14 protein-coding genes are annotated in these 14,791 nt (G+C 64.4%); 10 read left to right on the top strand and 4 right to left on the bottom strand.

Annotation, left to right across the window (positions count from 1 at the left end):
* Positions 1-80: 80 nt before the first annotated feature.
* The 6 genes from QJT82_RS29445 to QJT82_RS29420 all read left to right on the top strand — a co-directional run bounded on the left by QJT82_RS29445 (position 81) and on the right by QJT82_RS29420 (position 5,662).
* Positions 81-260 (top strand): hypothetical protein, encoded by a 180-nt coding sequence (locus tag QJT82_RS29445; protein ID WP_016843914.1) that lies wholly within the window; start codon positions 81-83, stop codon positions 258-260.
* Positions 260-823: a cytochrome c oxidase subunit II gene (locus QJT82_RS29440; protein WP_028342681.1), complete on the top strand. Its 564-nt coding sequence runs from the start codon at positions 260-262 to the stop codon at positions 821-823. The genes QJT82_RS29445 and QJT82_RS29440 overlap by 1 nt, the downstream gene beginning before the upstream one ends.
* Positions 813-2,438, top strand: a complete 1,626-nt coding sequence (locus QJT82_RS29435) for a b(o/a)3-type cytochrome-c oxidase subunit 1 (RefSeq protein ID WP_028342680.1) — start codon at positions 813-815, stop codon at positions 2,436-2,438. Before QJT82_RS29440 ends, QJT82_RS29435 begins: the two co-directional genes overlap by 11 nt.
* Positions 2,435-3,226 carry a c-type cytochrome gene (locus QJT82_RS29430; RefSeq protein WP_028342679.1) on the top strand — a complete coding sequence of 264 codons (792 nt, stop codon included), beginning with the start codon at positions 2,435-2,437 and terminating at the stop codon, positions 3,224-3,226. The genes QJT82_RS29435 and QJT82_RS29430 overlap by 4 nt, the downstream gene beginning before the upstream one ends.
* Before the next feature lie 86 nt (positions 3,227-3,312).
* On the top strand, positions 3,313-4,317 hold the full coding sequence (locus tag QJT82_RS29425) for a transglycosylase SLT domain-containing protein (RefSeq protein ID WP_051447997.1): 1,005 nt from the start codon (positions 3,313-3,315) through the stop codon (positions 4,315-4,317).
* A 163-nt stretch (positions 4,318-4,480) separates the two neighbouring features.
* Complete coding sequence (locus QJT82_RS29420; protein ID WP_028342677.1) at positions 4,481-5,662, top strand: DUF2336 domain-containing protein; 1,182 nt, start codon at positions 4,481-4,483, stop codon at positions 5,660-5,662.
* Between the two features lie 68 nt (positions 5,663-5,730).
* Here the strand turns inward: QJT82_RS29420 and QJT82_RS29415 are convergent, their stop codons facing one another.
* The 3 genes from QJT82_RS29415 to QJT82_RS29405 form a co-directional block, all read right to left on the bottom strand.
* Positions 5,731-6,309 (bottom strand): Hpt domain-containing protein, encoded by a 579-nt coding sequence (locus QJT82_RS29415; RefSeq protein WP_028342676.1) that lies wholly within the window; start codon positions 6,307-6,309, stop codon positions 5,731-5,733.
* Positions 6,310-6,318: 9 nt separating this feature from the next.
* Complete coding sequence (locus QJT82_RS29410; RefSeq protein ID WP_028336173.1) at positions 6,319-6,864, bottom strand: response regulator; 546 nt, start codon at positions 6,862-6,864, stop codon at positions 6,319-6,321.
* A gap of 112 nt (positions 6,865-6,976) precedes the next feature.
* Positions 6,977-7,756 (bottom strand): NAD kinase, encoded by a 780-nt coding sequence (locus tag QJT82_RS29405; protein WP_016843906.1) that lies wholly within the window; start codon positions 7,754-7,756, stop codon positions 6,977-6,979.
* 163 nt (positions 7,757-7,919) lie between these two features.
* Here QJT82_RS29405 and QJT82_RS29400 point away from each other — a divergent pair, with 163 nt between their 5' ends.
* The gene (locus QJT82_RS29400) at positions 7,920-9,521 is read left to right on the top strand and encodes a peptidase S10 (protein ID WP_028342675.1); all 1,602 of its coding nucleotides are present in this window, start codon (positions 7,920-7,922) and stop codon (positions 9,519-9,521) included.
* 420 nt (positions 9,522-9,941) lie between these two features.
* On the opposite strand, the gene QJT82_RS29395 is transcribed toward QJT82_RS29400, so the two are convergent.
* Positions 9,942-10,838, bottom strand: coding sequence for a DUF2189 domain-containing protein (locus tag QJT82_RS29395; protein ID WP_028342674.1), 897 nt, complete (start codon positions 10,836-10,838; stop codon positions 9,942-9,944).
* 545 nt (positions 10,839-11,383) lie between these two features.
* On the opposite strand from QJT82_RS29395, the gene coxB reads away from it, so the two are divergent.
* From coxB to QJT82_RS29380, 3 genes are all read left to right on the top strand, one after another.
* Positions 11,384-12,217, top strand: a complete 834-nt coding sequence (coxB, locus tag QJT82_RS29390; protein ID WP_028342673.1) for a cytochrome c oxidase subunit II — start codon at positions 11,384-11,386, stop codon at positions 12,215-12,217.
* 83 nt (positions 12,218-12,300) lie between these two features.
* Positions 12,301-14,076, top strand: a complete 1,776-nt coding sequence (gene ctaD / locus QJT82_RS29385) for a cytochrome c oxidase subunit I (protein WP_028342672.1) — start codon at positions 12,301-12,303, stop codon at positions 14,074-14,076.
* Positions 14,073-14,777, top strand: a complete 705-nt coding sequence (locus tag QJT82_RS29380; RefSeq protein WP_028342671.1) for a cytochrome c oxidase subunit 3 — start codon at positions 14,073-14,075, stop codon at positions 14,775-14,777. The genes ctaD and QJT82_RS29380 overlap by 4 nt, the downstream gene beginning before the upstream one ends.
* Positions 14,778-14,791 lie beyond the last annotated feature (14 nt).

Below are 14,791 nucleotides of genomic sequence, written 5' to 3'. Positions count from 1 at the left end.
AACGATCATGCTCAAACAAAGGAGCTAAAGCGCGATGACTAGTCAATCTCGTCTCGTCGCGCGTTAAGGGGAGCGCGATCATGATCAACTCGTCTTCGCCGCAACCGCCGGCATCGGGCTCGGAAGACGATGATGTCGAGACGATCGTACGCGCCGGTCCGGGCGGCGCGGTCGCGGTCGCAGGCATTGCGACGGCCGTCGTGGTCGGGTTGTGGTTTGCGTTCTATCTGCTGGTCTTCCTGCCGCGGAGCGTTCCCTGATGGCGAGCGAGACCGATCACAGCCTCGGCGAGGCCGTTGCCGCACGGATCGAGCGGCGCTGGGCGACGCTGTCGATCGTCATTGTCGGCGTCCTGGTCGGCATGGCGGGCTATATCGGCATCCATCAGGCGACGATGCCGCAGGGCCGGGTCGAAACCGCCGATCCAAAGACGCTGCATCTGTCGGGCGAATTCGTCGAGAGCAATCTCGGCAGCGAAATGCAGGCCGACGGATCGGTCACCGTGCGCGCGATTGGCCAGCAATATTCCTTCACGCCGCAATGCATCGTGGTGCCCGCGGAGACGCCGATCACCCTCCGCGCCACCAGCGCCGATGTCGTCCACGGTTTCCTGATCGAGGGCACCAACATCAACACGATGCTGGTGCCGGGCTACGTCACCGACCTGCCGGTGCGCTTCAAGGCGCCGGGCGATCACGTGATGCCGTGCCAGGAATTCTGCGGCATCGGCCACCAGGGCATGTGGGGCAAGGTCAAGGTGGTCGACAAGGCTGCGTTCCGGGACATGGCCGCAGCGAAGCGGAGGCTGACCTGTGTTGATTAACAAGCGGCTGATCGCGGCGCATTTCTGGCTTGCCTTCATCGTGTTCGGCGTCGCGCTGGTGCTCGGCGCCTGGCAGATGTTCGTGCGCAGCCCGTTGAACGCCTGGCATTTCAACCCCGAATTCTATTATCGCTCGGTCACCGCCCATGGCTCGGCGATGGGATACGTCTTCCCGACACTGATCGCGATGGGATTCGGCTACGCGATCACCGAAGCCTCGCTCGAGAAGGAGCTGGTTGGACGGCGCTGGGCCTGGGTGGGCTTCTTCCTGGTCGCCGTTGGCGCCGTTGTCGCGATGATCCCGGTGTCGCTCGGGCTCGCCTCGGTGCTCTACACCTTCTATCCGCCGATGGTCGGCAATCCCTTCTACTACATCGGCGTCGTCATGGTCGTGGTCGGCTCATGGATCTGGGTCGCGCTGATGGTGATCAATTTCGCGATCTGGAAGCGCGAGAACCCGGGCAAGCCGGTGCCGCTTGCGATGTACGCCAATGTCGCGGGCTCATTGCTCTGGGGCTGGACCGCGGTCGGCGCGGCGCTTGAGATCCTGTTCCAGATCCTGCCCGTGGCGCTTGGGCTGAAGTCGACGATCGATGCGGGGCTGGCCCGCGTCTTCTTCTCCTGGACGCTGCACGCCATCGTTTATTTCTGGCTGATCCCGACCTACATCGCCTACTACACGATCTTCCCGCGGGCGATCGGCGGCCGGCTGTTCAGCGACGCGATGGCGCGGATTTCGTTCATCCTGTTCGTCGTGGTGGCGATGCCGATCGGTGTGCATCATCTGTTTGCCGATCCGCAGGTCGGCGCCGGATTCAAGTTCATGCACTCGGTGTTCACCGGCTTGGTCGCGCTGCCGACGCTGCTCACGGTGTTCACGATCTGCGCGTCGGCTGAGATCGCCAGCCGCCTGCGCGGCGGCCGCGGCGCCTTCGGCTGGGTCGGCGCGCTGCCGTGGTCCAATCCGATCATGCTGGCGACGGCGCTGTCGCTGGTCATGCTCGGCTTCGGAGGCGCCGGCGGCCTGATCAACATGAGCTATCAGCTCGACGCCACCGTGCACAACACGCAGTGGATCACCGGACATTTCCACCTGATCTTCGGTGGCGCCATCGTCATCATGTATTTTGCCATCGCCTATGATCTGTGGCCGCATCTGACCGGCCGGGCGCTGGACAGTTTTGGCCTGATGCGCACGCAGCTCTGGCTATGGTTCATCGGCATGATTGTGACCACCTTCCCGTGGCACTATGTCGGTATTCTCGGCATGCCGCGCCGCATGGCCTATTATGACTATGCCAACCCGGAGATCTCGCCGCAGGCCTTGTCGGTCACGATGTCGGCAATCGGCGGATTCATCCTGTTGCTGTCGGGCCTGCTGTTCCTGCTGGTGCTGATCCGCGGGCAGTTCGGCGCGCGAGGCGAGGCGGGTGCGTACCGCTTCGCGGTGCCGCTGCACATGCCGGCGCGGATTCCGGTCGCGCTCAACTCATTCGGCCTGTGGCTCGCATTGATGGTCGGTCTCACCGTGGTGAACTATGGTTTCCCGATTGCGCAGCTAATGGCGCTGAACGAGACCAGCGTGCCCGCGGTCTATGTCGGAGCAGGCCGATGAGCGACCAGCCGCTGTTCTCGCTGCGCAATCCGTGGTTCGGCGCCAGCGTCGGCATCACGGTCGCCATCGCCGTTTTGTCGGCCATCGCAGGCCTGATCTGGTTGCCGCTGGCGCAACCCAATTTGAAGCTTGCCGGCGTCTGGGATGCGATCTGCAGCGCGGCCGGCGTTCCGCGTGCCGCCGTGCAGGAGGCCGGCATCAAGCCGGATTTCAAGACGTCGAACGTCATCATGACGTCGGAGATGCTGACCAAGGTGAATCAGGTCTCGATCGGGCGGGGCGCAACGCTGGCGCAGCGCTGCGCGATCTGCCACGGACCGCAGGGCGTCAGCGACGCCCATTCGCCGAACCTCGCCGGGCAATTTGCCGCGGTGACGTACAAGGAGCTGAACGACTTCAAGACCGGCGCGCGGGTCAGCGTGGTGATGAGCCCGTTCGCGGCGGCGATGAGCGATCAGGACATGAAGGACGTTGCGGCCTATTACGCCTATCTGCCGCGGGTGCCTTCGAACAATCTGGATACCGGGCGTCCCGCGCCGGCGATCGTGGTGACGGGCGCCCCGATGCGCAACATCGCGCCTTGCGGCTCCTGCCACGGCGATGTCGACAACAAGGCGGGAAGCCCCTGGCTCGGCGGCCAGTCGGCGGTCTACATCAAGGCGCAGCTCGAGGCCTTTGCATCCGGGGCGCGCCGCAACGACATCAGTCAGCAGATGCGCAACATCGCGCGCCAGATGACGGCCGAGGAGATCGACCAGGTCGCGCACTACTACGAGGCCCAGCCCTGAGCCATTAACGCGCCATTAACCATAATTGCGGCAGGTTGACGGGACATGGGTGCCGATTGCCGGCACCCGGCAAGGCACCCGGACAGATGGCGGTCGACCTCTTCAATGCGACGGCTTCGGCAGGTGTCGATCCCTCGCGCCTGAAGGTCGCGAGCTCGATCAAGCAGGCGGCCGCGACCACCGGCACGAGCTTCGAATATCTGCTCACCACCGCGAAGATGGAATCCAATTTCAATCCGCGGGCCGGCGCCACGACCTCGTCGGCGCACGGACTTTATCAATTCATCGACCAGACCTGGCTCGGCACCGTCAAGGAGGCCGGAAGCCAGCTCGGCTATGGCCAGTATGCCGACGCCGTCACCAGGAATTCCGACGGCAGCTATTCGGTCAGCGATCCCTCCGCCCGCGCCGCGGTCATGAAGCTGCGCGACGATCCGGATGCGGCATCCTCGATGGCGGCGGTGCTCACGCAGTCCAACAGCTTCAAGCTCACCGGCAAGCTCGGCCGTCGTCCGACCGATGCCGAACTTTACATGGCGCACTTCATGGGCGTCGGCGGCGCCGGCAAGCTGATCTCGAGCGCCGAGGACAGCCCGAGCGCCAACGCGGCCGCGATGTTTCCGAAGGCGGCAGCCGCCAACCAGTCGATCTTCTACGACAAGTCGGGCAGCGCGCGCAGCGTCAGCCAGGTCTATTCGGTATTGACCACGCGCTACGCCGCGGCCGCGAACTCCAAGGATACGCGCACCGCATTCGCCGCGGCGGGCGGCGACACCATGAGCCCTTACGCGATCGCAAGCGCGGCGCCCACACAAGCGCTGACCATGGACACCGCGTCCTATCTCTCGACGTTCCCGGACTCCCGGTCGGCGACGCCCGTCGCTGCGACCTCGGCCGTCGCATCGGCGCAGCCGGCACCGACCTTCCGCTCGCTCTACCAGGGCGGCGACCGCTCGGAGCCGATCTCGCCGGCGGTGCAGGAGCTGTGGGGCAATTCCTCCTCGCTGACCGCGTCGGCGACGCCAAAGGTCCGCGCGCCCGGCCGGCTTGACCTGTTCAGCGATCCGAGCGGCACCTACAGCAACGGCTAGCGCTGCCCTGCTGCGCGCGCGAAGCTGCACGCCGTTGCCGTCTTAACGAAACGTCAATAATCCCAAACGTTTATGGTGAACCCTTTATTAAGCGTCATGGTTTATTTTTCCTTGTAGTGGCGTCGTATGCCGATGCCGTTTCGTTGCGTAAGCCGGAAGGACCATGATCGTTCGGCAGTTTATTAGTTGGATTAGGACCGCTCCAGCAGGTGAGCGAGCAGAGGCGACACGGGCGTTGGCCCGGGCCTGGCTCATCTCGGATCTCACCGAGGACGACCGCATCGCAGCCGAAGGCGCGCTGCTGATGCTGCTCGACGACCCGTCGCCGCTGGTGCGGCAGGCGATGGCCGAGGTGTTCGCGCGCAGTGCGGATGCGCCTGCCGCGATCGTGCAGGCGCTGTCGGCCGACCAGCCGGCGATCGCGCTGCCGGTGCTGGAACATTCGCCGCTTCTGATCGATGCCGACCTCGTCGACATCGTCGCCACCGGCTCCGACGAGATGCAGTGCGCGATCGCGCGCCGCGTCAATCTGCCGGCCTCCGTCGCCGCCGCGATTGCCGAGGTCGGTTCGGCGGCGGCCGCGCTCGAGCTGATCGAAAATCCTTACGCCGGCCTCGCGCCGTTCTCCTGGGATCGCATCGTCGAACGCCACGGCCATCTCGCCGCCATCAGGGAATCGATGCTGCAGCTGGAAGACCTGCCGTCGGCGACGCGGCTGGCGCTGGTCGCAAAGCTCTCCGACACGCTGGCGCAATTCGTCGTCGCGCGAAACTGGCTCGGTGCCGATCGGGCCGAGCGCATCGCCGGCGAGGCGAGGGAACGCTCCACGGTGAACATCGCCGCGCGCGCTTTCGGCGACGACATGCAGAACCTGATCACGCATCTGCGCGCCACCGGGCAATTGACCGCCGGGCTGATCCTGCGCGCGTTGCTGTCGGGCAATCTCGATCTGTTCGGGGCGGCGCTCGCTGAACTCTCCGGACTGCCCTATGGCCGCGTCTCCGCGCTGTTGAACGACCGCGGCGGCAACGGCCTGCAGGCGCTGCTGCGCCGTGCCGGCCTGCCGGAATCCACCTACGCCGCGTTCCGCGTCGCGCTCGAGGCCAGCCACGAGGTCGGCTATGTCGACAGCGGCGACGGCGCGGCGCGGCTGCATCGCCGCATGGTGGAGCGGGTGCTGACGCATTGCGAGACCGATCATTCTGCGGCCGAACCGCTCTTGATCCTGCTGCGCCGCTTTGCGACCGAATCGGCCCGCGAGGACGCACGGATGTTTTGCGAGGAGCTCGCCGCGGAAGACGCGATCGCGGTGCTGCCTTACGACGACGATCTGATCGCGGCCTGAGGGCGGCGTTTCCTGCCGATCGATGGATGCTTGAGTGGCTGCCGCAACGCGAGCAGCCGGCCGCGGCACTATTCGCCGGGCACGATGCTCGGCGCGAGGATCGCCTCGAGGTGCTCGGGACGGTCGCGGTTGGCGTGGGTCAGGAATTCATCGGCGATGCCGCGGAGCTGCTTGCTCAGCACGCCGGCGACGACCGCGGTGTCGAGCTTGGTGCGGTTGCGCACGATCGCCTGCACGGCGTTGATGTGATGGGCGATCAACTGCGGCGGCACGGCGCCGAGATCCGGCGCGTGCTCGATGATGCGGCACAGGCTCTCCGCGGCCGCGGCCGCCGACGGATAGCCGAATGTCGCGGCATCGCCCTTGACGTCATGCGCGGCGCGGAACAACTCCTCGCGCGTCTTTTGGTTGAAGCCCTCGCGCAGCACGGTGGCGTGCGCGGCGGAGAGGCGGTCGGCCTCGATCGTCATCCACTCCTTGAACTCGCCCGACAGCCCGGCGAGCGCCTTTTCGGCGCGGCCGACCGGATCGTCGAGATCGCTCTCGGGGACGCGCAGCAGCATCTTGCGCAGCGGATTGGGCTGCGTGATGACGTGGTGCGTGCCGAAACTCTTGACCTCGATCGTCCCGGGTTTGTCTTTCGCCATGGCGGTGTCCTAGATGGCCGAGCGCGCCTTTTCGAGCAGCGACGGCTGTTGCAGCACCTCGACCTCGCCGCTGCCGCGGCGTTCGGGGCCGATATAGGTGTTGGTGGTGTTGCGGCGGCGGTCGGGGCCGAAATAGGTCTTGGTCTTGATGAACGGGCGCGGATTGGCGACCACGTTCATGATGCGCTGGTAGAGGCCCTTGGCTGAGATCGGCTTGGCCAAAAATTCGGTGACCCCGGCATCGCGCGCCACCGTGACGCGGCGCTTCTCGGAATGCCCGGTCAGCATGATGATCGGCGCGTAGGGATTGCCCTTGGATTCCGGCTGCCGGATCATCTGCGCAAGCTCGAGCCCGTCGAAGATCGGCATCGACCAGTCGGTGATGACGATGTCGGGCACGTAGTGCGTATACATCTCGAGCGCGGTGGCGCCGTCCTCGGCCTCATACACCTCGCGCGCGCCGAACGAATGCAGCAGCGTCCGCAGGATGCGGCGCATGTGCGGATTGTCGTCGCAAATCAAAAATCGCAGCTTGTTGAAATCGATGCGATACATGGTCCGGCCCTGATAGGGCATACCGGGCCAATGCGGTATTACCCGACGTTAACCATATCCCGCCCGGGGTTAATGATTGGTTGCCGGGCAGGGGGAGCAAGGGGGGCCGCCGTCAGTAGCCGAACTGCTCGCGCAGGATGCGCTCCTCCAGCGAGTGGCCGGGGTCGAACAGCATCCGCATCGCGATCGTCTTGTCGGACAGCACCTCGACCCGGCGGACGTCGCGGACCTCGTCATGGTCGGCGACCGCGGCGACCGGGCGCTTCTCGCCCTCGATCACCTCGATCACCACGAAGGCGGAATTCGGCAGCAGCGCGCCGCGCCAGCGCCGCGGCCGGAACGCGCTGATCGGGGTCAGTGCCAAGAGCGCCGCGTTGATCGGCAGGATCGGCCCCTGGGCGGAGAGGTTGTAGGCGGTCGATCCGGCCGGCGTCGCCACCAGGATGCCGTCGGCCATCAGCTCGGGCATCCGCTCGTGCTCGTCGATCAGGATGCGCAGCTTGGCGACCTGGTAGGTCTGCCGGAACAGCGCGACCTCGTTGATGGCGTGATGCAGATGCACGGCGCCGTGGATGTCGGTCGCGCGCATCAGCAGCGGATTGATCAGCGACTCCCGTGCGGCGGCAAGCCGGGTGCGCAGATCATGCGTCGAGTATTCGTTCATCAGGAAGCCGACGGTGCCGCGATGCATGCCGTAGATCGGCTTGCCGCTGCGCATGTTGGCGTGCAGCGTCTGCAGCATCAAACCGTCGCCGCCGAGCGCGACCACGACGTCGGCATCGGCGGGTGGATGGTTGCCGTACATTTCCGTCAGCTGCTCGAGCGCCGACTGCGCTTCCGCGCTGGCGCTGGCGACGAAGGCGATCTTGTCATACCGCTTGGAGCTGGCCATTCGCTCACGAACTCGTTTGGCACGGAACACGCCGCGCTCGTCTATACATCCCGGGCGGCCTTGTCGAGATGGTCCGGGAACGGACCGCATGCCACGCCGGCGCCGCCAAACTAGCGCAGTTTGCCGCTGGATTGCGTAAATCGGGGCGCAGGGAGTGAACGATATGGCTAACAGTCTTGCGACACGGCTCGCCGCGGCGTTGCTGGTGGCCTGTCTTGCGACCGCGGCGCGGGCCGACGACGAGATCCCGCAGCCATCGCCGTCGCCGAGCGCGCAGGCTCCAAGTGGCCAGAACCCAGCTGGCCAGAACCCGAGCGGCCAGAAGGGGCGGGCAGGACGCGGCGGCGAGGCCGGCTCCGGCGCCAACGCTGCGGCCAGCGGCTCGACCGCCGAGCAGCATCGCCTGCCGCCGGACTCCACGACCAAGCAATCGGTCGCGCTGCCGAACCGCACCCTTAACTTCAGCGCGACCGCGGGCTCGATCCGCGTGTTCGACGACAAGGGCGAGCCGCTCGCCGACATCGCCTATACATCCTACCAGCTCGACGGCGCCGAGAAGGCGAACCGGCCGGTAACCTTCCTGTTCAACGGCGGTCCGGGCTCCGCGTCAGCCTGGCTGCAATTCGGCAATGTCGGGCCGTGGCGGCTGCCGTTCGACGGCGCGGTGTCCTCGGCCGCGCCCGAGCTGCAGGCCAATGCCGACACCTGGCTCGATTTCACCGATCTTGTCTTCATCGACCCGGTTGGCACCGGCTACAGCCGCTTCGTCACCACCTCGGAGGAGGCGCGCAAACGCTTCTTTACCGTCGATGGCGATGCCAATTCGGTCGCGCTGGTGATCCGCCGCTGGCTGGAGAAATACGACCGGCTGACCTCGCCGAAATATCTCGTCGGCGAAAGCTATGGCGGCATTCGCGGGCCCAAGGTGGTGCGCAATCTGCAAATGCAGCAGGGCGTCGGCGTCCGCGGCCTGGTGCTGATCTCGCCGGTGCTCGATTTCCGCGAATATACCGGCTCCAGCCTCCTGCAATATGTCGCAAGCCTGCCGACCATGACCGCGGTCGCGCGACAGACGAAGGGCCCGGTGACGCGCGAGGATCTCGCCGACGTCGAGAGTTACGCGCGCGGCGATTTCCTGCTCGACCTCGTCAAGGGGCAGGCCGACACCGAGGCCACCGCGCGGCTCGCCGACAAGGTCGCAAGCCTGACCGGGATCGATCAGGCGGTGAGCCGCAGGCTCGCCGGCCGTTTCGACATCGGCGAATTCCGCCGCGAGTTCGATCGCAAGAACGGCAAGGTGACCGGCCGCTACGACGCCTCGGTCGAGGGCTTCGATCCCTATCCGGATTCCAGCTACTTCCGTTTCAACGATCCGTCCGGCGATCCGCTGATGGCGCCTTTGACCAGCGCCGCCGTCGACCTCACCACACGCAAGCTGAACTGGCGGCCGGACGGCTCCTATCATCTGCTCAGCGAAAGCGTGAACAAGGCCTGGGAGTTCGGTCACGGCATCAGTCCGGCGGAGTCGGTGACGCAGCTTCGCCAGGCGCTGGCGCTCGACCCCAATCTGAAACTCCTGATCGGGCACGGCCTGTTCGATCTCGCCACCCCGTACTTCGCCTCGAAGATCATCCTCGACCAGTTGCCGGCCTTCGCGGGTCCGAGCCGCACCAGGCTCGCGGTCTATCCCGGCGGTCACATGTTCTACTCCCGCGACGGCTCGCGCCAGGCCTTCCGCAAGGAGGTCGAGGCGCTGATGAGGTGAGGGGAATGTGGCGGTGTGGATTGCGCCGTCGCTGCAAATACTGTCGTCGTCCTGGCGAAAGCCAGGACCCATAACCACCGGATTCGATTGTGAACGGGATCGTGGCCCCAGCGTCGCGCAACAAATGCCATTTGGGGTAATGGGTCCTGGCTTGCGCCAGGACGACATCGATTGCGTGGCACGGCCGACGTCCACATTCGTCGTCCCGGCGAAAGTCCGCAGCGGAAGTTGGGAGCGGACCTCGTCGTTCCAACATCGCGCAATGGTTCGCGGCATGTCGGGGTTGGTCGCCGGCCAGGCCGCGGCGCGGCGCGACAATAAACTACGTCCGCTTGCCGCGTGCGCGATCAAGCTCGCGCCGGTTCTTGTTTTGACGCGTTTTCCTCACGCGAACCGGTAGCCACTTCGCTCGAGAACGCTTTAGCGCTCACGGCTCCACGGGAAGAGGGAGGCCGGGAAGTCGGCCGCGTAGCGGTGACCAATCGGCGGACGGGGCTCTTCTTGCGGAGGATTCCGGTCGGGCTCGACCACCTTTCTGTAAAGATGCCAGGTCGCATGACCAAGCACCGGCAGAACGACGCAGAGACCGACGAAGAATGGCAGTGAGCCCACGGCCAGCAATACCGCAACGATCAATCCCCACGCGGCCATTTCAATTGGATTCATCATCACGGCCCGTATCGAGGTGCGGATCGCATCGATTGCTGTCGCATGACGGTCGAGCATCAGTGGAAATGAGACGACGCTGACGCACAGGGCAACCAAGGCGAAAAGGAAGCCGACGCCGCATCCGACGATGATGAGCGACCAGCCTTCGGGCGTCGTCAACACGCGCTTTGCGAAATCAGGGATGCTCGCAGCCGGCGCATAGCCGAACGTCATGATGTAGATCGCGTCCGCGGTAGCGATCCAGACCCCGAACAGAACGAGCAGGAGAACGCCAAGCTCAAACATGGCGCCGAACGACGGCGCGCGCAGCACCTGCATTGCATCCCAGGCTCCTGGCTCCTCTCCGCGTTCGCGTCGTCGGCTCAGTTCGTAGAGGCCTAGTCCGGCGAAAGGACCGATCAGGGCGAAGCCGGCGGCGAGCGGAAACAGCAGGGGCAGCACCGAATAGCCAAGCACAAGTCTGAACAGGACAAGTCCGAGCACGGGATACATCACGCACAGGACAATTGCGTGGGTCGGGATGGCCTTGAAGTCTTCCCAGCCGAGGCGCAGCGCGTCGCCCAGGTCGGAAAGGCTGATCTTGCGAACGACGAAGGCGGTAGAGACGCCAAACAATTGCAGCTTGGGTCGTGCGAACACCGTGGTCATGGTTCCGGTCTCCTTGCTTGTGGCCGCAGGGGAACGGAGCGCCATCAACACACGCACATCCGCCTCATGCGCGAAAATCGCGACTGAGTCCGGCAAATCAGATTCAACCAGAAGGAGCTTGCCGGACGACATCCGTCGCAACCGGTCCAGTAAAACTAGTCCGATGCGCGGCAGAAGCAAGGTGGCGAATGCGGTCGGGAGAATTGTGCAGGTGCACAAACGAGGTCTTGCGATGCACCATGCGATAGGGAGGGCCGATCAGTGTTCGCGGCATCCAATCCATCCCTACCAACACGCGCCGGACAACGGCGGGCATTACTCCTCTATTGACGTCTGGCTCGATGGGTACCATGTTGATGGTTGACGCCCCCAGCTCCGATGAGGTTGCGGCCGTGACGTTGAGTTTTTGTCATGTCCCAGCATCGCGACCGGCAGAATGGGCGAGGCAAAAGCCACGGTGATGGTGAACGTGAGACCATCCCTCTGACGTGAGCTCCGCCCTTTCGTTCGTCTCCGCAGCCTTCGATGGCAAGGAGGAATGAGGGATGGCTGTAGCGATCTTACTGCTCCTGGTTGCCGTCGCCTCGGTGCTGTTTCACCTCTACAGCCCCTGGTGGTGGACCCCGATTGCCTCGAACTGGAGCTATATCGACCACACGATCAACCTGACATTCTGGATCACCGGAGCGGTGTTCTGCGCGGTGATCGTGTTCATGGCTTATTGCGTCCTGCGCTTTCACCACACCGAGGGACGGCGCGCCCACTACAATCCCGAGAACAAGAAGCTCGAATGGTGGCTCAGCATCGGCACCGCGATCGGCGTCGTCGCCATGCTGGCGCCCGGCCTCGTCGTCTGGCACCAGTTCGTCACCGTTCCCGACGACGCGACCGACGTCGAGGTCGTTGGACAACAGTGGATGTGGAGCTATCGGCTTCCGGGAAAGGACGGCCGGCTCGGCACGTCAGATGCGCGCCTGATCAGCTCCGACAATCCACTCGGGTTGAATCCCAATGATCCGAACGGGCAGGACGACATCGTCGTGCAAAACGAGGATCTGCATCTGCCGATCGGGAAGCCGGTGAAGGTGCTACTCCGCTCGATCGACGTCCTGCATGATTTCTATGTGCCCGAGTTCCGGGCGAAGATGGATATGATCCCTGGCTCGGTGACTTACTACTGGCTCACGCCGACCCGGACCGGAACCTTCGACGTCCTCTGCGCGGAGCTTTGCGGTGCCGCGCACGCACAGATGCGCAGCAAGGTCGTCGTGGAAGAAGAGAAGGAATATCACGCGTGGCTGGACAAGCAGCACACGTTCGCCGCCTTGTCCGGCCAGCGCAACGTCGCGAAGGCCGCGTACAAGACTGGCAGCGAATGAACATGCCGACGAGGATCGGCCGGATGTTCGGCCGGATATGAAGTGAACTCGTCGCTGAGCGGAAGACCAAGGAGGGTATTCCGATGGTCGATATCCCGTTTGATCAGGTCGCAGGAATCCCGCCCGCCGAAGTCGCTGAGGTTGAGCTCTATCACCCGCACAGCTGGTGGACGAGGTACGTTTTTTCGCAAGACGCCAAGGTGATCGCCGTCCAGTACTCGATCACGGCGATGTCGATCGGAATGGTTGCGCTGGTGCTGTCGTGGATGATGCGGCTGCAACTGGGATTTCCCGGCACGTTCTCCTTTATCGATGCCAATCAGTACCTTCAGTTCATCACCATGCACGGCATGATCATGGTGATCTATCTGCTCACGGCGTTGTTCCTCGGCGGCTTCGGCAACTACCTCATCCCGCTGATGGTCGGCGCGCGGGACATGGTCTTCCCCTATGTGAACATGCTGAGCTATTGGGTCTACCTGCTCGCGGTGCTGGTGCTGGCCGCGACGTTCTTCGTGCCGGGCGGGCCGACCGGCGCCGGCTGGACGCTTTATCCGCCCCAGGCGATTCTCTCCGGGACCCCCGGACAGGACTGGGGCATCGTTCTCATGCTGGCCTCGCTGATCCTGTTCATCATCGGCTTCACGATGGGCGGGCTCAATTACGTGGTCACGGTGTTGCAGGCCCGCACACGCGGCATGACCTTGATGCGCATGCCCTTGACGGTGTGGGGCATCTTCACCGCCACTGTGATGGCGCTGCTGGCGTTCCCGGCGCTGTTCGTGGCCTCGGTGATGCTGCTGCTGGACCGCCTCCTTGGAACCAGCTTCTTCATGCCGACACTGGTCGAGATGGGCCAGCTGACCAAGTATGGCGGCGGCAGCCCTATCCTGTTCCAGCATTTGTTCTGGTTCTTCGGCCACCCCGAAGTCTACATCGTCGCGCTGCCGGCGTTCGGCATCATCTCGGATCTGATCAGTACGCACGCGCGCAAGAACATCTTCGGCTATCGCATGATGGTCTGGGCGATCGTGGCGATCGGGGCGCTGAGCTTCGTCGTGTGGGCGCACCACATGTATGTCAGCGGCATGCACCCGTATTTCGGGTTCTTCTTCGCCACCACGACGCTCATCATCGCGGTCCCGACCGCGATCAAGGTCTACAACTGGGTGCTGACCCTTTGGCGCGGCGACATCCATCTCACGGTGCCGATGCTGTTCGCGCTCGGCTTCATCGTCACCTTCGTCAATGGCGGCCTGACCGGGCTGTTCCTCGGCAACGTTGTCGTCGACGTTCCGCTGTCCGATACGATGTTCGTTGTCGCCCACTTCCACATGGTGATGGGGATTGCGCCGATCATGGCCGTGTTCGGCGGGATCTATCATTGGTATCCGAAGGTCACCGGGCGGATGCTCAATGATGCGCTCGGACGCTTCCACTTCTGGGTGACGTTCGTCGGGGCCTATGCGGTGTTCTTCCCGATGCACTATCTCGGCCTGCTCGGGATGCCGCGCCGCTATCACGACATCGGCGACACGTCCTTCGTCCCGGCCTCCGCCCATGACCTCAACGCGTTCATGAGCGTGGCGGCGCTGATTGTCGGCTTCGCCCAGCTCGTCTTCCTGTTCAATCTGGTCTGGAGCCTGTTCAAGGGAAAAGAGGCGGGCGGCAATCCCTGGGGTGCCACCTCGCTGGAATGGCAGACGCCGGAGACCCCGCCGGGACACGGCAACTGGGGCAAGGAGCTCCCCGTCGTGTATCGCTGGGCCTATGATTACAGCGTGCCCGGTGCCGCCAGGGACTTCATCCCGCAGAATGAACCGCCGGCCAAGGTGCTGGCCCAGGGGGCCCATCCGTGAGTGCCATCGTCCTGTTCATTGCTACGATTGCAGCGATCGCGGGATGGTGGCTCTCGCAGCAACGGCTGGCCGCCAAGCCGTGGCTGGAGCAGGGCATTGCCGTCGATCTTCGCGGCGATCGCGGCTCTTCGGTGCCGGCAGCGAAAATCGGCCTCGGTGTCTTTCTCGCGGTGGTCGGCTCGCTGTTCGCGCTCCTGATCAGCGCCTACTCGATGCGCACCACCATGGTGGACTGGCGCGAGCTGCCGCTGCCGAGGCTGGTGTGGTTCAACACCGGCGTCCTCGTCATCAGCAGCGTGGCGCTGCAATGGGCGCTGATGGCCGCGCGCCGCGACGACCATGAGGGCTTGATCGCGGGCCTGTTGGTCGGCGCTGCATCGGCCGTGATGTTCCTGATCGGGCAGCTCGTGGTGTGGCAGCAGCTCAGCATCGCCGGCTATGTCATGGCGTCGAATCCGGCCAATTCCTTCTTCTATCTGATCACCGCGCTCCACGGGCTGCATGTGACCGGCGGCCTGGTGGCGCTCGGCAGGGCGACCGTAAAACTGTGGCGCGGCGCGCCGATGACGCAGATGCGCCTGAGCGTCGAGCTTTGTACCATCTACTGGCATTTCCTGTTGCTGGTCTGGCTGGTGCTGCTCGGTCTGCTGACGGGCTGGACCGACAATTTCGTCGACATCTGTCGCCAGTTGCTCACCTAGCGAGGGCAGGAAGC

The sequence above is a fragment of the Bradyrhizobium sp. Mp19 genome (assembly GCF_029952935.1).
Taxonomy (GTDB): Bacteria; Pseudomonadota; Alphaproteobacteria; order Rhizobiales; family Xanthobacteraceae; genus Bradyrhizobium; species Bradyrhizobium elkanii.
The sequence above is the reverse complement of the archived record's forward strand: the minus strand, read 5'-3'. Positions and strand labels throughout refer to the sequence as shown.